The organism is Arthrobacter sp. CP30 (genome assembly GCF_053470025.1).
Genome location: NZ_JBQEMM010000004.1, coordinates 91326 through 110339, shown reverse-complemented (window position 1 = coordinate 110339; position 19014 = coordinate 91326). Strand labels below are relative to the sequence as shown.

The following is a 19014-nucleotide window of genomic DNA, read 5'->3' as shown; positions in this document are numbered from 1 at the left end:
AGGACGACGGCCAACGGTCCGGGGACGAGCCCGGCGCCGCCCCTACCCGACGACGCCCGCCGGCACCTCCGGCACCGGCGTCAGCCCTCCACCCGCAGACCCATGCTCTCGGCGAGGAACGGCGCGAGGAGGAGCATCTGCCCGTCGTCGATGGTCGCTCCCCGCAACCCGTCGATACCGTTGATGGTGCGGAAGCTGCTCGTCCGCAGATCCGTGTCCCTGAGCCGGGCCCCGTCGAGCGTGAGTGTGCCGACCGTGCAGTCCTGCAGGGCAACGCGCGTGGCCGTGCAGCCCGTAAGGTCCAGTTCTCCGATGATGCACCCGCTGATCAGGACATCCGTGAGACGGGCACCGCGCAGGTTCACGAAGTCGAGCTTCCCGCCGTCGAGGTGCACGGCGTCGAACCTGCTGTCGTACAGCTCGGCGGATCCCCAGCGCGTACCGCGCAGCGACGTCCCCCGCCAGCTGGTGCGGGAGGCCCGGAAAACCGGCGCGAACAGATCCTCGAAGGAACACTCGAGGAAGCGCGCGCCCCGCAGTTCCGTCCCGTCGAGGGAGACATTCTGCAGCAGGCACTCCTGCAGCGTGATGCCCGCGAGGTCGCCCGCATCGAGGACGGCGCGCGCGTAGAGCTCGCCCTCCCGGTGCTCGCCGTCGAGGAGGACGGGGTCATCGACCCGCGTGAGGTTCGACGGTGCGTGCAGGGCGAGGCGAGGGGCTTCGGTCGACGTGCGTGCTGATCGGGGTGGCATGGTTCCTTCCGGTCCTGACCCGCTCCACCGGCTGGGCAGGTGATCCTGATCCAATCACGGGCCGGTGTCGGATCGGGCAGCGCGGGCTGTTCTCCGGGGGCCCGCCATCCCCTACAGTGGTCCGACCATGACCGGGAGACGACGCACGAGATGGGAGGCACCATGTCGACCGACGACAGCACGCGAGGTGGTCCGGGCGGGCAGGATGCCTCGCTCCTGAGGGTCCTCGGCAACTGGGACGCACTGGCCCTGGGGTTCGGCGCCATGATCGGTTTCGGGTGGGTAGTCCTCACCGGCGGCTGGATCGCCTCCGCAGGCACGGGCGGGGCCGTCCTGGCGATGGTGACCGGCGGGGTCATCATGGGCGTCGTCGGACTCACCTACGCCGAGCTCACAGCGGCGATGCCGAAAGCCGGCGGCGAGCACAACTTCCTCCTCCGCGGCATGGGCCCGCGCTGGTCCTTCGTGGGGTCCTGGGCCATCACGGGAGGCTACGTCACCATCGTCGCCTTCGAGGCCGTCGCCCTGCCCCGCACGGCCGAGTACATCTTCCCGGACCTCAGCCGGATCCCCCTCTGGACGATCGCCGGCGACGAGGTGCACCTGACGTGGGCCCTCGTGGGCGCCGTCGCAGCGGTCGTCATCACGTTCGTCAACATCCGCGGCGTGAAGATCGCCGGTGCCGCGCAGACGTTCGTGGTCGTGTTCCTGCTCGTCATCGGACTGATCCTCGTCCTCGGCAGCTTCACCGGCGGCTCGACCGCGAACATGGAGCCGTTCCTCACGGGCGGCTCGGCGGGCTTCTTCGCCGTCCTCGTGGTCGTGCCGTTCCTGTTCGTGGGCTTCGACGTCATCCCGCAGTCCGCCGAGGAGGTGAACATCCCCGCGCGGCAGATCGGCCGGCTCGTCGTCGTCGCCGTCGTCCTCGCGACCATCTGGTACGTGATGACCATCGTGACCACCTCCTCCGCCATGCCGGCGGCAGACCTCGCGGGAGCGGACATCGCGACGGCCGACGCCATGGGCGTGATGTTCGGGAGCGGCATCATGGCCAATGTCCTCATCGCCGGCGGGATCGCCGGCATCCTCACCTCCTGGAACTCGCTGCTGCTCGGCGCGTCCCGGCTGATGTACTCGATGTCGCGATCAGGCATGCTCCCCCGCTGGTTCGGGGTCCTGCACCCCCGCTACCGCACCCCGGTCAACGCGCTGGTGTTCATCGGCGCGCTGTCCTTCGCCGCCCCGTTCTTCGGCACGCAGATGCTCGGCTGGCTCGTCGACTCCGGTGCACCGAGCATCGTGCTCGCCTACATCCTCGTGGCCCTCGTGTTCGTGATCCTGCGCCGCCGTGAGCCCGCCATGGAGCGACCGCTGCGGATCGGCGGCGCGGGCAACGGGGGCACAGTCATCGGTTGGATCGCGGTCCTCCTCTGCCTGGCACTCCTCAGCCTGTACCTGCCCGGCATGCCCGCCGCGCTCACGCCGCCTCCGTGGATCCTCTTCGGCCTGTGGTGGGTGCTCGGCGTGGTGTTCCTGCTGCGGATCCCGCGTGGTATCGCCCCGGGGCACGACGCCGAGGAGCGCCTGCTCGACGAGCTCGCCGCGCGCAGGTGAGGGCGGGGCCCGACGATCAGCCGCCGTGCTTTACTGGACAGCATTCGGCAGTCCAGGGGGAGGAACAGCGATGAGCACGGACCGACTGCAGGGCACCTACGATCCCCGCTACGAGGGCATCTACCAGCGGGGCGGCGCCACCGATGCGGTGCCGCGGATGACCTCCGAGGCCCCTCCCGCTCCCGCCCTTCCCGTCGCCCCGCCCGACGAGGCAGCCATCCCGGGGATCGTCGAGGTGGGACCGGACACCGCGCAGGAGACCGAGGAGCCACAACCCCGCAATCCTCTCGACGTCTGGATCTGGGTGGCGGCCGCCGTCCTCACCGCGCTCGGGGTGTACTTCTTCGCTGCGCCGAGCATGTACCAGAGGGCCTTCGACGAAGCCATGATGAACGGACAGGCGAACGGGATGTACGTCAACCCCTGGTTCAACACCACGGTGCTGGCGGCCCCGCCGCTGATCCTCCTCGGCCTGGCCACCGCCGTCGCCCAGCTCTTCGTCCTCTCCATCCGGCACACCCTGCGCACGCGCTGACCGGGCGGGCAGTCCGCCACCGGCCGCGCCCGTAGGCTGGGAAGCATGGAATCGCCGATCGACACGTACCTCAGGACCATCCACCGGGAGATCTCCGAGCTGCGGGACGGCAAGCCGTACAGCACCATCCCCGCCATGGCGAACGTCGATCCCGACAACTTCGGCATCTGCCTGACCACCGTGGACGGCTACATGTACGAGGTCGGTGACACCCGCGAGGAGTTCACCATCCAGTCGATCTCCAAGCCCTTCACGTACGGGCTCGCCCTCGCGGACCTCGGCATGGAGGCGGTGGACGCGAAGGTGGACGTCGAGCCGTCGGGGGATTCCTTCAACGAGGTCTCCCTCGCCCCCGGGACGGGACGCCCGTCGAATGCGATGATCAACGCCGGAGCCCTGACGGCCACGTCGCTGGTGCAGTCGCGCGGCGGCAACACCCGGTTCAAGCGGATCGTGAACGCCTATTCGGCGTTCGCCGGCCGCCAGCTCGGCGTGAACCAGGAGATCTTCCGGTCGGAGCTGGAACACGGGCACCGGAACCGCGCCCTCGCCTACCTCCTGCGCTCCTTCGACATCATCGAGGACGATCCGACGCCGGTCATCGAGGACTACTTCCGGCAGTGCTCGGTCATGGTCAACTGCGTCGACCTCTCCGTCATGGCCGCGACGCTCGCGAACTCGGGCCGGAATCCGCTCACCGGGGTGGAGGCGATGGACATCCTCGCCGTCGAGCGCGTCCTCTCGGTGATGACGACGTGCGGGATGTACGACGACGCCGGTTCGTGGATCAGCACCGTCGGCATGCCGGCGAAGAGCGGGGTGGGCGGCGGTACCATCGCCGTCCTGCCCGGCCAGGTGGGGCTCGCCGTGTACTCCCCGCCCCTGGACGAGCACGGGAGCAGCGTCCGCGGGATGGCCACCAGCCAGCGGCTCTCCCGCGACATGGAACTGCACTTCGTCCGGGCCGCGCGCGCCGGGCGCTCGGCCATCCGCGCCACCTACGACATCACGGCGGCGCCGTCGGGTATCCGCAGGACCGACGAGGCCATGGAGGTCCTCCGCGACCACGGCCACCGCGCCATGGTGATCGAGCTCAACGGGGACCTGCTCTTCGCGGGGACCGAGTCGATGGTGCGCGAGCTCAGCGGGCTGGACGACGACGTCGATGTCGTGATCCTCGACCTGCGCCGCGTCGACGAGGTGGCGGACGTGTCGCTGCGCCTGCTCGGCGAGGTCCGGGCGAACCTCGAGGCGGTGGACTGCGAGCTGGTGCTGATCGACGGCGAGAGCACCCTCGCCGAGACCTTCAAGGACGTCGACCGGGCCGTGCCGACCTTCGACACGCGCACGGCCGCCGTGGAGTGGTGCGAGAACGAGCTGATCACCCGCTACGGCGGCGATCTGGTCCTGCCCGCACGGGTGGAGGTGGCCCAGTGCCCCGCCCTGAGCCCGCTGTCCGAGGAGGCCGTCGAGGCACTGACGCTCCGGATGGAGGACAGGACCTATGAGAAGGGGCACGTGGTGCGCCGCGTCGGGCAGAGCTTCGGCGGGGTGTTCTTCATCCTGTCCGGAAAGATCGCCACGTCGGTACCCGGTCCTTCCGGCGAGCGGCTCAGGCTGACCACGCTGAGCGCCGGCATGACCTTCGGGGAGCTGGCCCTCGGCAGCGACGACCGGCAGGAGACCACCGTGAAGGCCCTCGAGGACGTCCATGTGAAGGTCCTCACGGCGCAGGCCATCAGGAGCATCGAGAAGGAGGATCCGCCGCTCGCCGTGGAACTGTGGAAGGCCCTGACCCGGGACGCCTACACGCGGGTGGACCTGTACCTCCGGGAGACTGCGGTGCGCATCCGCGGCTGACGACCCTGCCTGCGTCCTGGACCCCGTTCGGCTTCGAGGGATCCATCGCCCTCGGCCTGGCTCTGTTCATCGCCGCCGTCGGCGGCGGGGCCATCGTCGCTCTCGTGGGTGCGGTGCGGATCATCCAGCTGCGGACGGCGACCAGGCGAAGCCGCCGCTGAGCACTGGCTCCGAAAAAGGCAGGATCACCGTCACGGTGATCCTGCCTCCTCTATGCCGGGACGTCCGGTGTGCGGCGGGCCTCAGGCGGTCTCGGCCGCGGCCTTCAGGTTCCTGAGGGTCCGGCGGATGTTGCCGCGCTGGAAGGCGGCGAAGGTCGTGCCACCCGTCGCGACGTAGTCGAAGGCGCGTGCCGCGGCATCGTGCCAGGGTCGGTCGTCCGTCCAGGTCTCGGTGACGAGCGTGCCGCCGTCGCCCTCCTCGAAGGTGTAGCGCCATGCGGCGATCCTCGCGGGCAGCCGCCGCGTCCGCCCGCCGATCGCATGGACGCGGAAGGCGAACTCCCGGCCCGGCTCCGCGGCCGTCACGGTGCAGCGGGTGGTCCAGCTGACCCGTCCCCGCGTGTTGGCGCCGTCGAACACCGTCCCGACCCCGATGGGCACGCCCGGTGCCGCGAGCACCGCTCCCCTGTTCTCCGGGCTCCACTCGCCCATCCGCACCACGTCGCTGACCATGCCGTACAGCACCTGCGGCGACTGCGCGATCACCACGCTGTCCTGGACCGAGATCACCCGTCCCATGCGTTCCCCCCCTCGCTCGGATACCTGGCCGGACCCGGCCCGGTGGGAGCGGGGCGCCGCGGGCCAGTCTACGGCGCCTCCCCCTCCCTCCCCGCCGGCGCTCGGTGCCGGTACCGCCACGACCGGCACCGCCACTGTCGGCACCGCCACTGTCGGCACCGCCACTGTCGGCACCGCCCTAGACTGGCGGTCGGACGTGGCCGAACCAGGCCCGTGACGGAAGGACGGACGGCGCATGACGGTACTGATCGCGGGATGCGGGGACCTGGGCACGGAGGTCGGGCTGCGGCTCGCCGCCCGGGGGGAGCGCGTGGTCGGCTGGCGCCGCTCGCCGGAGCGCCTGCCGGCCGGCATCGAGGGGGTGCGCGCCGACCTGACGCAGCCGCTGCCCCCGGTCCCGGCTGATACCGACGTCGTCGTCATCGCCACCGCGGCGGGCGGCAGGACGCAGGAGGCGTACCGCAGCGCCTACGTGGACGCGACCGGCAACGTGCTCGATGCCCTCGAGCGCGACGGCGTCACCCCGCGCCGGGTCCTCTTCGTCTCCTCCACCGCCGTGTACGGGGATTTCGGCGGTGGCTGGGTCTCGGAGGACTCACCCGCGGAGGGCACCGCCCCGACCGCGCGCCTCGTGAAGGAGGCCGAGGACGTCCTCCTCGCACGGACCGACCACGGGACGGTGCTGCGCCTCTCGGGGATCTACGGTCCGGGGCGCACGCGTCTCATCGACCAGGTGACCGGCGGCAGCGCGGTTCTGCCGCAGGAGGTGCAGTGGACCAACCGGATCCACCGGGACGACGCCGCCGCCGCGATCGTGCACCTCGTGCTGGACGTCGAGGAACCGGAGCGGATCTACCTCGGCAGCGACGAACTGCCCGTGGACCTCGCCGAGGTGCTGCGCTTCCTCGCCGCCGAGCTCACCCTCCCGGAGCCGCCGGCCGGCGACGGCTCCGGCGGTCCGGTTCGGGGCGGGGCCCGCCGCGTGGACAGCAGGCGCCTGCGCGCGTCGGGCTTCTCGTTCACCTACCCGACCTACCGTGAGGGGTACCGCGCCGTGCTCGCCGGGGAGGGCGTCAGGCACCCCTGACGGATGGTGCAGACCCCGCCGTGCGCGTGCCGGCTGCGAGCCGTCCGAGGCGCACGAGGGACCAGACGAAGATACTCACGACGAGCAGGTTGCGCAGGGTGAGCAGGACGGCGACAGCGGGGTTGAGCTCGTAGCGCAGGGCGTCGTAGAACACCGGGTAGACCAGCGTGGTGAGGGCGGCCGTGGCCAGCATCGCGAGGGCGGGGTACCGCCAGCCCGCCACGCCGTCCAGGACCAGCCCTGCGGCGATCACCGCCGCGACCCACAGCATGAACTGCGGCGAGCCGACCTTGTTGAAGACCACGAGCGTGGCGACGAGGGCGAGCGAACCGGTGGCGAGCAGGCTCCCGGCGGCGGCCCCGCGGTGCAGGGCGACGGCCAGGGCGGCAGCCACCACCAGCACGGTCAGGACCAGTAGCGGTGTCATGAGGTCGCCGACCACGCCGCTGAGCGCGCCCCGGACCTCCATGGTGTTGATGACCTCGTCCTCGAAGAAGTAGGCGCCCGAGGAACCGGTGATGGCCTGCCAGACACCGGGGGTGCTGAGCGGGGCCTCGAGCTGCATGCCGCGGGCGCCCTGGGCACTGAGGAAGCCGGTGAGGTTCCGGACGTCCCCGAAGGCCGTGACCGCTGCGGCGATCGCGGCGGTGAGTGCGAGGCCGGCCCCCACGATGCGCAGCCTGCCGTCACGGACCACCACGAGTGCCGCGAGCACCACGGCGGCGGGCCACACCTTCATCCAGGTGGCGGCGCTGAGGAGCAGGGAGGCCACGAAGGGGCGGGCGGCGACGACGAGGAGCCCTGTGATGACGAGCGGGGCCGTCAGCCCGTCGATCCTGCCGACGGCGACGGGGCCGAGCAGCGCGGTGGCGGTCAGCCACCAGTACGCGGCGGTGAACGACGACGGCGTGCCGCGTCGCAGCAGGGCGGCGGTTCCCAGGGCGTTGAGCCCGGCGAAGAGCGCGAACCAGGCCAGCTGGTAGAGGAACGGACCGAAGGCCGCGGCGAGCACCATGGGCGCGAGCGCCCCCACGGGGTACACCCACGCCGTGTCGATACCTTCCCAGACGCCGTCGTTCAGTGCGCTGTAGGCCCATTCGCGGTAGAAGCGGATGTCACTGAGCACTCCCCCACCGATGATAAACGGCAGCAGCCGGGCCAGGAAGCCCGCGTGGATGACCGCGAAGAACAGCCAGACCGAGCGGGCGGTGTTCCGGGTCTCCGGGCTGGGCAGGCGGATGCGCACGGGTTGCTCCTGGTCGGGGTGGTGGCGGCAGCGGCCAGTCTCTCACCCGGTGCGCGGCGTGCGCCAATCTTTCCGCCTGCTCCCGGCGGGGGCGGGATGCGTCAGCCGCCGGAGGCCGAGCTGGACGGCGATCCGGTCCACCACGAGGTCGAACAGCGCCGCCGGGTCGGCGAAGGTGGAGGGACCGTACTGGCCGAAGACCTCGAAGGAGACGGCACCGAAGAGGGCGGACCAGGCCTGCACCGTTGCCGCGATCACCCGGTCCGGCACGGCGAGTGAGAGCTGGTCGCGGATGGCCCGCAGATCCGGTGCGAGCACGGGCGCGACGGGTTCGGCCGTGTCGTCGAGCTCCCCCGATCGCCAGGCACCGTCGATGATCAGAGCGAGCAGCGTGACCACGCGCGTGCCCTCGGCGGTGGTGCGTTCGGCCGGAGCGGCGTACCCCGGGACGGGACTGCCGTAGAGCAGCGCATAGCGGGACGGCTCGCGGACGGCCCAGGCGCGCACCGCCTGCGCCAGCGCCCTGAAGCGGTCGGCGGCGGCCGTCCCCGCGGCCTCCACCGCGGCGTCGACCTCGTCCCCCAGTTCGGTGTAGGCATCGACGACGAGGAGCGTCAGCAACTCGTCACGGTTGGCCACGTACCGGTAGACGGCGGACGAGACGACGCCGAGCTCCCGCGCCACCGCGCGCAGGGAGAGCGCGGCGGCGCCGACCTCGCCGAGGTGGCGGCGCCCGATGCTGGTGATGTCCCCGAGTGTCTGCTCCCGGGCCCGGGCCCTCGGTGTTCCTGACATGGCGCCAGCCTTACATGCGGGAGAGAGCACCGTCAACTGATGAGAGCAGTGCTCTTGACCTCGACGGGGAGGACGCGCACACTGGTTCTGAGAGCAGTGCTCTCACTTCCATTCACGAAAGGCACGATCATGACGCTCTACGTCGTCACCGGAGCAGGACCCGTCGGCTGGACCATCGCCGAGCAGCTCGCCGAGCGCGGAGACACCGTCCGTCTCCTCACCCGCTCGGGCAGCGGTCCCGACCACCCGTCGGTGGAGAAGCTGCGGGCGGACGCCTCGGACCCCGCGGCACTGGCCTCGGCCATCGCCGGGGCCGCCGCCGTCTTCCACTGCATCCACGGCAGCGCCTACACCGCCGGATCCTGGCGGCGCGAACTGCCCGCCGCCGAGGCCGTGGTGCTCGACGCGGCACATCGCGCCGGCACCGTCGTCGTGTTCCCGGAGAGCCTCTACTCCTACAGCCACCCGGACACCGTCATGACCGAGGACGGCGAGCGCGCGGCCACCGGAGGCAAGCGCGGCGTCCGGACGGCACTCCTGGCGGCGCGGGCGGCCTCGCCGGCGTGCACGGTCTCGGTGATCGCCTCGGACTTCTACGGTCCGCGGGCCCGCATGGCCCACGCGGGTGAACGGATGATCCCGGCCATCCTGGCGGGCAAGGCGATCCAGCTGGTCGGCGATCCCGGGGCACCGCACTCCTTCACGTACGTGCCCGATCTCGCGGCGGCGATGATCACCGCGGCCGGCCTGCCCCGCGCCGCGGACCGGATGCTGCACGCACCCACCCTCCCGGCGCTGTCCCAGCGCGCGATGGCGGAGGCGTTCGCCCTGGCGGCGGGCGTCGTTGTGCCTCCGCTCAGGGGCATTCCCGGGTGGCTGCTGCGGGCGCTCGGCACCGTACTGCCGTCCATGCGGGAGATCGCCGAGCTGGCGTACCAGTTCGACCGGCCCTTCGTCATGGATTCCTCGGCCTCCGAGCGGCTCCTCGGGCTCGCCCCTACTCCCCTCGAACAGGGTGCCGCGGAGACCGTCCGGTGGTGGCGGGAGGACCTGGCCGTGGCCGGATCAGCCGCCTAGGGCACGAGGCGTGACGGTACGTACCCGAGGGCCTTGTCGACCACGCCGGGGAGCGGCTCCCCCGCGGCCCACAGCAGGAAGTTGCGTTCGAACTGAGCGGCGAGATCATCCAGCCAGGAATCGGCATTGCTCGCCATGTGCGGCGTCACGAGCACCGACGGCAGGGACCAGAACGGGTGGTCCCCGGGCAGCGGCTCGACGGCGAAGGTGTCGAGCACGGCTCCCGCCAGGGTTCCCGCGGTCAGGCGCCGCACGAGGGCGTCCTCGTCGACGAGCCGGCCGCGGCCGGCGTTGACCAGCACGGCAGTGGACGGGAGCGCGTCGATGACCCGGGCGTCCACGAGATGCTCGGTGGCCGGGGTGAGCGGTGCGACGAGGACGAGCCAGTCGACGTCCCCGACGATCCGCTCCAGGTCGCTCGAGGCGTGCACGCGGCCGAAGTCGGCGTCGTCCCCGCGCGCGGTGCGACCCACCCCCTCGACTCGCACGCCGACCGCGCGGAGCAGGCGGGCCGTGTGGCGGCCGATGCTGCCGGTGCCCACCACCAGGGCTCGGGTCCCGGCGATGTTCCTGCCCTCACGCCACGCCCAGACCCCCTCGTTCTGCCGGTCGCGGAGGGGACCGAACCCCTTGGCCGCGTGCAGCATGCCGCCGAGGACGTACTCGGCCATCGGCTGGTCGAAGATGCCGTGGGCGTTGGTGACGACGACGCCGGAGGCCACCAGCCCGGGGAACAGCAGCCTGTCCACCCCGGCCGCCGCGACGTGCAGCCAGCGCAGCGAGCCCGCGGCGTGCCAGGCCGCGGGCAGCGCTCCCGAGAAGTAGTCCCAGAGGTAGAGCACCTCCGCGCCGTCGAGCGCCCGGTCCAGGTCCCCGGCCTGCGCGATGCGGACGTCGGCGAGTCCGGCCACGCGCTCGAGCCCGCGCACCGGGCGGGCTCCCTCGAGGACTGCGACGACCGGCCGCCTAGCCACCGGACTGCTCCGAGCGGTGCCCCACCGGCCCCGCCGGGGCACTGGGCTCGTCGTCCGATGCCGTCGCGGCCGGGCCCTCGCCGGACGCCGTGCTCGGCGCGGGCGGAACGGCGTCGGGGTCCCCGGAGGCGACGCCGGTCGCCGGTCTGTTCTCGATCGACTGGTCGCGCAGGTACCGCAGCACCACGATCGCCACCGCCGTCGTGGGGACCGCGAGGAACGCCCCGATGATCCCGAAGAGCGTGCCGCCGGCCGTCACCGAGGCGAGCACGACGGCGGGATGGATCTCGAGGGTCCGCCCCACGAGCAGGGGCTGGATGAAGTTGCTCTCGAGCTGCTGGACCAGGACCACGAGACCGAGCACCGCGAGCGCGCTCACCCAGCCGTAGGCGAGGAACGCGACGAGCGTCGCGACGAGCCCGGAGACGATCGCCCCGACCACCGGGATGAAGGCGGAGAAGAACACCAGCACGGCCAGCGGGATGGCGAGCGGGATGTCGAGGAGCACCAGGCCGAGCCCGATGAACACGGCATCGACCAGAGCCACCGTGGCCTGCGCGAAGATGTAGGAGGAGAGGGCCCTCCACGTCCCGCTCGCGATCATGGACGCATGGCCGAACGCCGTCGAATTGGTCCAGCGCGCCGCCCAGGGCATGAAGCGGTCGCCGTCCTTGAGGCAGAAGAAGGTGAAGACGAGGGCCAGCAGCACCACCACCGTGCCGGACGTCAGCTCGCCCAGGCCCGTCGTGATGCCGCTGACGATGTTCCCCACGTTGGCCTGGACCTGGCTCAGTGCCGTGTCCACGATGCTGTCGAGGTTCGGGGTGTCGAGGTTCAGCGGCGGCCCGGCCACGAACGCGGCGAGGTCGGCGATGTTGTCCCGCGCGAGTCCGGAGAGGTCCGTGACGCCGCTCGCGATCGCGGGGATGGTCAGCGCCCCGATCCCCACGACGATCCCGATGAACCCCAGCAGAGTCACGAGTGCGGCGAGGACCTTCGGGAGGCCGCGGCGCAGGAACCTGTTGACGGGCCAGAGCACCGAGGCGAGCAGGAGGGCGAAGAGCGTGGGCAGGACGATGGACCAGAGTGCCTTCGTGAGGTACCAGAGGACCACCAGCCCGGCGAGGACGATGATGGAACGCGCCGTCCACGCGGCACTCACCGTGAGGCCGTCGGCGAAGGCGTGCGGCCTGAAGCGGCGGGCGACGGAGGAGCCGTGTGCCGCGGGGACAGGCCGGGGCGCGGGTTTCCATCGCCGCGCAGACCGTCGTGGAGATGGGGTCTCGGTGTCCGGGCTACCGGCGTCTGCTTCTGTCACGTAGCCATCCTGCCCTAAGCGGGCGGCTGCGGGCTCACCGCGCAGGGCGGCGTGACCCCTTGCAACTCAGGATGCGCCGGCCACCGGGAGGGCGCTGACCTGCTCGGCCGTCAGCCGGACCTGCTGGACGAGCCAGTCGACCATGAGCTGTCCGGCGCCGAGGTGCACGGCGCGCCCGTCATGCTGCTGTGCGTGCCAGCGCTCCACGTCGGTCGGCGAGCCGACCGCGGACAGGAAGTGGCTGAGCGGACAGTCGGCGAGCTCGCGCGGGTGCGGGGACCCGAGGCGCGCGAACTGCCAGTGGTAGGCGAGCGCTCCGAGGTGGGTCCGGAAGAGATCGGGGTGGAAGGCCTCGCCGAAGCGGCCGGCGAAGGCGGGCACCTCGGCGGCCGGGATGGGCCGGCAGAAGTAGTACCCCTGCCCGAGGGCGGCACCCAGCACCGTGACGGCCTCGGCGACGCTGCGGTCCTCGATGCCCTCGATCACCACCTTCATCCCGAAGTCCCGGCCCATCTGGATCAGGGTGGCGATCATGCTCAGCGCATCCGTGGGGCGCGTGTGGATGCCTGCAAGGAGATCACGGTCCAGCTTGATGGTGGTGAACGGCAGCGTGGAGAGACGCTTGAGACTGCTGTAGCCGGCTCCGAGATCATCCATCGCCACACCGACGCCGAGCCCGGCGATCTCCTGCAGCACCTCGCTCTGCGCCTCGGAGTCGACGCTGTCCGATTCCAGCAGCTCCAGCGTGAGGCATCCGGCGGGCACGGCGTGCCGGGCGAGCGAGGATGCTAGGTCGCCGACCAGGGCCGGGCGCAGGAGCACGGAGGGCGGCAGGTTCACCGAGATCCCGTCGCAGACCCCGTCGCGGTACCAGGCGCTGAAACGGTCCAGCGACTCGTCGAGCACCCGCGAGAACAGCCGGTCGAGATCGGCGGCGTCGAGGTGGGGCAGGAACTCACCGGGCGCGGCGAGACGACCGCCCGGCAGCTCCAGCCGTGCGAGCGCCTCGAAGAGGTGGACGCCCCCCTTCCTGAGGTCGACCACCGGCTGGAGGTGTACCACGACACCCGTGTCCAGGGCCCGCCGATAGGACCGCCCGATCTCCTCGGACGGTCGCACAGGGCCGTCGTCGCCCGTGACGTCCGGGTCCGGCTCCCCTCCGACGGCGGCCCCGAGTTCCCACCACTGCACGCGGTCGGCCTTGCGCTGCTTCACGGCGTAGAGCGCTTCGTCGGCCGCACGGAGGACGTCGGCATCATCGGCGCCCTCGGCAGGCAGCAGGGCGATCCCCATGCTCATCCCGATCGTGACGTCGCTGCCGCCGACCAGGAAGGGCGTCCCCGCCATCTCGAGCAGGGGCTCGAGCAACCGGCGGAAGGCAGCGTCCGCGTCCGCCGGCGGGATGTCCCTGAAGATCACGAGGAACTCGTCGCCACCCATCCTGCCGAGGACGTCCCCGTCGCGGAGCAGCCCCTGGAGGCGCAGCGCCCACTCCCGCAGGAGCTCGTCGCCGGCCTCGTGGCCGTAGCTGTTGTTGATGTCGCGGAAGTCGTCGAGGTCGATCAGCCCGATGGCGGGGACGTGCTCCCCCGCGGTGCCGGACCCGAGGAGCAGCCTGATGCGCTCCCCCATGGCCGCGCGGTTGGGCAGACCCGTCACCTGGTCGTGCAGGGCCTGGAAACGCAGCTGTTCGTGGAGCGCCATCCTGGTGTTGATGTCCCGCTGGACACTGACGAAATGCGTGACGGCGCCGCTCGCGGACCGCAGCGGCGTGATGCGCAGCGCGTTCCAGAAGGCAGAACCGTCCTTGCGGTAGTTGAGGATCTCCCCGTTGAAGGGCGTGCCGGCGGTGAGGGCGTGGCGGATGGCCGCCGTCGTCTCCGGGTCGGAGCCCGGGCCCTGCAGCATGCGGCAATTGCGCCCGAGGGCCTCCTCACGGCCGTACCCGGTGATGTTCACGAAGGAGTCGGAGACGTGCAGGATCTTCTGGTCGGCGTCGGCGATGAGCGAGATCTCGGACGTGGCGGCCATCGCCTGGATGAGCAGATCCTCCGGCACCCTGCCCTCGCCGAAGTGCGGCCCGTTCACCCCGTGCATGTTCCGCCCTCCCGCTGCGCAGTGCCACGGTGATCCCGGCCGCGGTCCGTGGCCTGGCGGCCTCCTAGCAAGGATCGTAGCCGCCTGACCCAGAATGGGGTGATGGGCGCCTGACCCGCGCGTCCTGGCGCACCGCTCGCCGATCCCCGGGACTAGGGTGGGGAGGACATCCCCGACGTCGGCAGAAGGTCACCCATGCGCTCCGTGAAACTCGGCTCCACCGGACTCGACATCTCCCCCATCGCCCTCGGCTGCATGAGCTACGGAACGCCGGATCGCGGCAACCACGCCTGGACTCTGCCCGAGGAGGAGAGCCGCCCCCTGATCAGGGCGGCGGTCGACGCCGGCATCACGTTCTTCGACACCGCCAACGTCTACTCCGACGGCTCGAGCGAGGAGATCGTGGGCCGGGCGCTGGCCGAGTTCACGCGCCGCGAGGACATCGTGATCGCCACGAAGGTGCACGGCCGCATGCACGAGGGCCCGAACGGCGCGGGCCTCTCCCGCAAGGCGATCATCGCGGAGCTGGACAACAGCCTGCGGCGCCTCGGCACGGACTACGTGGACCTGTACCAGATCCACCGGTTCGACCCGGCGACACCGCTGGAGGAGACGCTCGAGGCACTGCACGACGTCGTGAAGGCCGGCAAGGTGCGCTACCTCGGTGCGTCCTCCATGTACGCGTGGCAGTTCTCCAAGGCCCTGTACCTGCAGCGCATGAACGGCTGGTCCCGCTTCGTGTCGATGCAGGACCACTACAACCTGATCAACCGCGAGGAGGAACGCGAGATGTACGGACTCTGCGCGGACCAGGGCATCGGCGTCCTCCCCTGGAGCCCGCTCGCCCGCGGCAAGCTCGCCCGGCGCTGGGACGAGACGACGTCGCGGTCCGAATCCGACCAGTTCGGTAAGACCCTCTACGGCACGCTCGACGCCGACCGCCGCGTCTCGGACGCCGTCGGGGCCGTCGCGGCGGACCGCGGGGTGACGCGGGCGCAGGTGGCCCTCGCCTGGGTGTCGCGGAACCCGGTGGTCTCCGCCCCGATCGTCGGCGTCGGCAAGCCCCACCACCTCGAGGACGCCCTCGCGTCCCTGGACATCGAGCTGACCGAGGACGAGGTCCGTGCCCTCGAGGAGCACTACGTCCCGCATCCGCTCGTCGGCTTCTAGCCGCTTCCGGATGCTGCACCTCACCCCGGTGGTGCCGGCCGACGGACCGGCGGAAGGACGAGCGACGAGGGCACGTCCAGCGCGGCCGGCAGCCGGCACGGGCCGCACGACGCCGATCGGCCGGGACGCGCCGGGCGCGGCGCCACAGGAGTCCGGGCGCCGTGACGGCTGACCTCGTCCTGCGGGGTGGCCGGGTGTTCGACGGGTTCTCCGTGCACCCCACCGCCACCGCTGTCGCCGTCGAGGGCGGCAGGATCACCGCCGTCGGACCGGAGGCAGCGGTCCGAGCCGCCGCAGGATCCCGCACCGAGATCGTGGATCTGCACGGCCGCCTCGTGAGCCCGGGTCTCATCGACGCGCACGCCCACACGTTCATGGGAGGCATCGAGGCGCTCGCGTGCGACGTCGGGCACTGCGGGGGCGCCGACGAGGTGCAGGCCGAGGTGTCCCGGTATGCCCGCTCCACCGATCCCGGCGACTCCCCCTGGATCACCGGCGCCGGCTGGTACAAGGGACACTACGACGGCGGGTTCCCGGACGCCTCCGTGCTCGACGCCGCCGTCCCCCACCGACCCGTCTACCTCATCAACCGCGACCACCACAGCGCGTGGGTGAACACCGCGGCGCTTCACCTCGCCGGGATCGACGACCGCACCCCGGATCCGGCGGACGGGAGGATCGGCCGGAGGCCGGACGGCTCGGCGAGCGGGATCCTGCACGAGGGCGCCATGTCGCTCGTGGCCCGGCTGCTCCCGCCGATCACCCGGGAGGCCGTCGAAGCGGGCATCCTCCACGGTCAGGCGCACCTGCACGCTCTCGGCGTCACGGGGTGGCAGGAGGCGATCATCGGCGAGTACGCCGGCTACCCCGACGCCGCCCCGGCGTACCGCTCCCTCGCCGCCTCCGGCCGCCTGACCGGACGGGCCTCGGGTGCTCTCTGGGTGCCCCGCGGCCTCACGCTCGGGGACCTCCCCGGCCTCGTCGACTCGTTCCGTGCCCGCCGGGACCTGAACGCCGCCGCCGGGTTCCCGACGTCGAGCGCCAAGATCATGGTCGACGGCGTCCCGGAGAACCGCACCGCTGCCATGCTCGAGCCCTACGAAAGCGCCGGGTGCACGTGCGGGGGCCAGACCGGGACGGACCGAGGCCCCACGTACCTCCCACCCGAGGTACTGGACGCCGCGGCCGAGGCCCTGGAGGCGGCCCGCTTCGACCTCCACCTGCACGCCATCGGGGACCGGGCCGTGCGGACGGCCCTCGACGCCGTCGGCCGCGCCGCGGTGGTCCTGCACCCGACGCCGGGCGGATCGCGATCCTGGGAGCCCCGGCACGCGATGGCGCACGTGCAACTCGTGCACCCGGACGACGTCCCCCGCTTCGGCCACCTCGGGGTCACGGTCAACGCCCAGGCGCTCTGGGCCTGCAGCGACGAGCAGATGCGTTCCCTCACCGTCCCGCTGATCGGGGCGGAGCGCGCGCGCTGGCAGTACCCGTTCGCGTCGATGCTCGCGGGCGGAGCACCCCTGGCGATGGGCTCGGACTGGCCCGTCTCCGACGCCGATCCTTGGCAGGCCATCCACGTCGCAGTGCATCGGGCGCACCCGGACCACGGCGACACCGGACCGCTGGTTGCCGCGGAGGCCCTGGATCTCACGACGGCGCTGAGTGCCTACACCGCCGGGTCTGCCCGGGTGACGCGCTCGCCCGCAGGCGTGCTGCGCCCGGGGGCACCGGCCGATCTCGCGGTCCTCTCGGCCGACCCGTTCGGGCCCGACGGTCCCGCCCTGCACCGGCTCCGCGCGGACCTGACGATCGTGGGCGGCCGCGTGGTGTTCGAGCGGGCAGCCCACCGGGCATGAACCATGCCCCGTCGATCTGCTGCCCGAGCGGCGTCCGCCGTCGTCGCCCTCCCCACCGACCAGCCCGGCGCTGCCGGCGTCACCATCGACCAGCCCGGCGCTGCCGGCGTCACCAGCGGCGGAAGCCGCCCTCCGAGCTGAGCACCTGGCCCACCATCCACCGGCCCTCGTCACTCACCAGCCACGCGATGAGCCGCGCGGGATCGTCCGGCTCCCCGAAGCGCCCGCCCGGGAAGTGCGCCAGCACGGCTTGGAGCGTCTCGAGCGGCCGGTCCGCGGTGTCCGGGTCGAGATAGCCCGTGTTCACCGGTCCCGGATTCACCGTGTTGAGGACGATCCGCCGCTCGATGAGCCGGTCCGCGACCGACGCCGTCAGCCCTGCGAGCGCGGCCTTCGACGCCGCGTAGGCGATCTCCGACGGCATGGGGCCCGCCACCTGCCCGGACGTCATCCAGATGACGCGCCCGCCCTCTCGGCCGTCGTGCTGGTCGGCGAAGAACCTGGTGGCGAGGATGGTGGACCGCGTGTTCACCCGCCAGTGGGCGTCGAGGGCTTCGCCTGTGATCTCGTCGAGGGTGCCGTCCCCGCCGCTGCGCGCGTGGTTGCAGATGAGACCGTCGAGGTGTCCGAGCGAGGCGCCGGCCAGCTCGATGAGCCGCTCGGCGCCGTCGTCCTCCGCGAGGTCGACACTGCCGTGCGCGAGGGAGGCGCCCCCGCGGAGCCGTGCGCCGATGGAGTCGACGACGTCCTCGAGGCGATCCGCGCCCCACGGCTGCTCCTCGTCGTGGGGCGCGTAGTGGTGGAGGAACAGGCCGGCGCCCAGGTCGGCCAGGCGTGCGGCGACGGCGTGGCCGATGCCCTTAGGGCGGCTCACCCCGGTCACGACGAAGGAGCGCCCGCTGAGGGGGTAGGTGGTGTCCATCCGCCCAGCCTAGGTCGGTGGGCTTCGCTAGGCTGGGACCACGTCCGGCGGTCCCCATCCCGTCCCGTCGCCCTAGGAGTCCCATGCACCGTCCGGTCCCCCGCTCCCGCCTCCTGGCAGCAGGCATCGGTCTCTCCGTCCTCGGCCTGGCGGCCTGCTCGGGCCCGGTGCTCGGCCTCCTGGATCAGGAGCAGACCGATCGGGACCGGCTGACCATCCGGACGGACCTCGACGGGATCGACCTCGCGACCACCCGCTTCCTCGCCGAGCGCGACGGCGTCGAGTACTTCGCGGCACGGCCGGTGCAGGGGAACAGCGACGAGGACACGGTGTGCCTCCTGATCGAGGAAGGGATCGGTGTGGGGCTCGAGTGCGCACCGCTCGCCCGCGGGGCAGCCGGCGCGACCATCCGCGACAGCCGGGTGACCGCGGTCCTGCTGCCCGACGACGTCGACCGCAACGACCTCACGGACGAGGGCTTCGAGCTGCTGCATCCGAACCTGGCGGTCCGGCCCGCCGACGCCGGATGACCCGTCCACCCGCCGCGCACATCTCCTGCTGGACACAGTGGTGCGGGGCGCGCCTAGCATGGGGGACACGGACAGCAGGACGCGACGACCGGGAGGCATCATGGCAGTAGCGGAGGACGACGGCGGCGAACTGATCGTCGGCGACGTGACGCACACGGGAGGCCGGGCGCTCGCCGTCGGACTCTCGCCCTCTCCCGGTCCGGACGGGAATCCGATGGTGCACATCGGCTGGGTGGAACAGGACCAGCAGCTCGAACTCTCGGTGGACGAGGCGCGCGCACTCCGCGACGAACTGACCCGCCTGATCGACGACGCCAGGACCGGCGGACCCTGATCCGCACGATGACCACGGGTCCCTGACGGCGACCGACTGACGGCGACCGACTGATCATTCGTCGACGTGATGGCCGGACGACGCCTGGCTGCGAGACCTCCGGC

Annotated in this window: 17 protein-coding genes; 9 read left to right on the top strand and 8 right to left on the bottom strand. The window is 71.7% G+C overall.

The window, feature by feature from the left end:
• Positions 1-80: 80 nt before the first annotated feature.
• Positions 81-752: a pentapeptide repeat-containing protein gene (locus ACTIMO_RS07365; protein WP_422391443.1), complete on the bottom strand. Its 672-nt coding sequence runs from the start codon at positions 750-752 to the stop codon at positions 81-83.
• A gap of 162 nt (positions 753-914) precedes the next feature.
• Here ACTIMO_RS07365 and ACTIMO_RS07360 point away from each other — a divergent pair, with 162 nt between their 5' ends.
• The 3 genes from ACTIMO_RS07360 (at position 915) to glsA (ending at position 4761) form a co-directional block, all read left to right on the top strand.
• The gene (locus ACTIMO_RS07360; RefSeq protein ID WP_448181989.1) at positions 915-2366 is read left to right on the top strand and encodes an APC family permease; all 1452 of its coding nucleotides are present in this window, start codon (positions 915-917) and stop codon (positions 2364-2366) included.
• 70 nt (positions 2367-2436) lie between these two features.
• Entirely contained in the window at positions 2437-2901 is a 465-nt protein-coding gene (locus tag ACTIMO_RS07355; protein WP_448181988.1) for a hypothetical protein, read from the top strand.
• A gap of 45 nt (positions 2902-2946) precedes the next feature.
• Positions 2947-4761: a glutaminase A gene (glsA, locus tag ACTIMO_RS07350; RefSeq protein ID WP_448181987.1), complete on the top strand. Its 1815-nt coding sequence runs from the start codon at positions 2947-2949 to the stop codon at positions 4759-4761.
• Between the two features lie 242 nt (positions 4762-5003).
• Here glsA and ACTIMO_RS07345 read toward each other — a convergent pair whose 3' ends face one another.
• The gene (locus tag ACTIMO_RS07345; RefSeq protein ID WP_422391440.1) at positions 5004-5501 is read right to left on the bottom strand and encodes an SRPBCC family protein; all 498 of its coding nucleotides are present in this window, start codon (positions 5499-5501) and stop codon (positions 5004-5006) included.
• A 235-nt stretch (positions 5502-5736) separates the two neighbouring features.
• Here ACTIMO_RS07345 and ACTIMO_RS07340 point away from each other — a divergent pair, with 235 nt between their 5' ends.
• A complete protein-coding gene (locus ACTIMO_RS07340) occupies positions 5737-6588 on the top strand; it encodes an NAD(P)H-binding protein (protein ID WP_448181986.1) in 852 nt (283 codons plus the stop codon).
• On the opposite strand, the gene ACTIMO_RS07335 is transcribed toward ACTIMO_RS07340, so the two are convergent.
• Both ACTIMO_RS07335 and ACTIMO_RS07330 read right to left on the bottom strand, forming a co-directional pair.
• Positions 6575-7834 (bottom strand): hypothetical protein, encoded by a 1260-nt coding sequence (locus tag ACTIMO_RS07335; protein ID WP_448181985.1) that lies wholly within the window; start codon positions 7832-7834, stop codon positions 6575-6577. The genes ACTIMO_RS07340 and ACTIMO_RS07335 overlap by 14 nt on opposite strands.
• 42 nt (positions 7835-7876) lie before the next feature.
• Positions 7877-8629, bottom strand: a complete 753-nt coding sequence (locus tag ACTIMO_RS07330; RefSeq protein ID WP_448181984.1) for a TetR/AcrR family transcriptional regulator — start codon at positions 8627-8629, stop codon at positions 7877-7879.
• 129 nt (positions 8630-8758) lie between these two features.
• On the opposite strand from ACTIMO_RS07330, the gene ACTIMO_RS07325 reads away from it, so the two are divergent.
• Positions 8759-9706: an NAD-dependent epimerase/dehydratase family protein gene (locus tag ACTIMO_RS07325; protein WP_448181983.1), complete on the top strand. Its 948-nt coding sequence runs from the start codon at positions 8759-8761 to the stop codon at positions 9704-9706.
• Here ACTIMO_RS07325 and ACTIMO_RS07320 read toward each other — a convergent pair.
• From ACTIMO_RS07320 to ACTIMO_RS07310, 3 genes are all read right to left on the bottom strand, one after another.
• Positions 9703-10680, bottom strand: a complete 978-nt coding sequence (locus ACTIMO_RS07320) for a D-2-hydroxyacid dehydrogenase (RefSeq protein ID WP_448181982.1) — start codon at positions 10678-10680, stop codon at positions 9703-9705. The genes ACTIMO_RS07325 and ACTIMO_RS07320 overlap by 4 nt on opposite strands.
• Complete coding sequence (locus ACTIMO_RS07315) at positions 10673-11998, bottom strand: AI-2E family transporter (RefSeq protein ID WP_448181981.1); 1326 nt, start codon at positions 11996-11998, stop codon at positions 10673-10675. Before ACTIMO_RS07315 ends, ACTIMO_RS07320 begins: the two co-directional genes overlap by 8 nt.
• 66 nt (positions 11999-12064) lie before the next feature.
• The gene (locus tag ACTIMO_RS07310; RefSeq protein WP_448181980.1) at positions 12065-14095 is read right to left on the bottom strand and encodes a putative bifunctional diguanylate cyclase/phosphodiesterase; all 2031 of its coding nucleotides are present in this window, start codon (positions 14093-14095) and stop codon (positions 12065-12067) included.
• 195 nt (positions 14096-14290) lie between these two features.
• Between ACTIMO_RS07310 and ACTIMO_RS07305 the strand changes: the two genes are divergently transcribed.
• Both ACTIMO_RS07305 and ACTIMO_RS07300 read left to right on the top strand, forming a co-directional pair.
• The gene (locus ACTIMO_RS07305; RefSeq protein ID WP_422391433.1) at positions 14291-15265 is read left to right on the top strand and encodes an aldo/keto reductase; all 975 of its coding nucleotides are present in this window, start codon (positions 14291-14293) and stop codon (positions 15263-15265) included.
• Between the two features lie 161 nt (positions 15266-15426).
• Entirely contained in the window at positions 15427-17124 is a 1698-nt protein-coding gene (locus tag ACTIMO_RS07300; protein WP_448181979.1) for an amidohydrolase, read from the top strand.
• Between the two features lie 109 nt (positions 17125-17233).
• Here the strand turns inward: ACTIMO_RS07300 and ACTIMO_RS07295 are convergent, their stop codons facing one another.
• Complete coding sequence (locus ACTIMO_RS07295) at positions 17234-18046, bottom strand: SDR family oxidoreductase (RefSeq protein WP_448181978.1); 813 nt, start codon at positions 18044-18046, stop codon at positions 17234-17236.
• Between the two features lie 83 nt (positions 18047-18129).
• Here ACTIMO_RS07295 and ACTIMO_RS07290 point away from each other — a divergent pair, with 83 nt between their 5' ends.
• Both ACTIMO_RS07290 and ACTIMO_RS07285 read left to right on the top strand, forming a co-directional pair.
• On the top strand, positions 18130-18576 hold the full coding sequence (locus ACTIMO_RS07290) for a hypothetical protein (protein ID WP_055769913.1): 447 nt from the start codon (positions 18130-18132) through the stop codon (positions 18574-18576).
• Positions 18577-18676: 100 nt separating this feature from the next.
• Positions 18677-18910 (top strand): hypothetical protein, encoded by a 234-nt coding sequence (locus tag ACTIMO_RS07285; protein ID WP_055769911.1) that lies wholly within the window; start codon positions 18677-18679, stop codon positions 18908-18910.
• Positions 18911-19014: the final 104 nt, after the last annotated feature.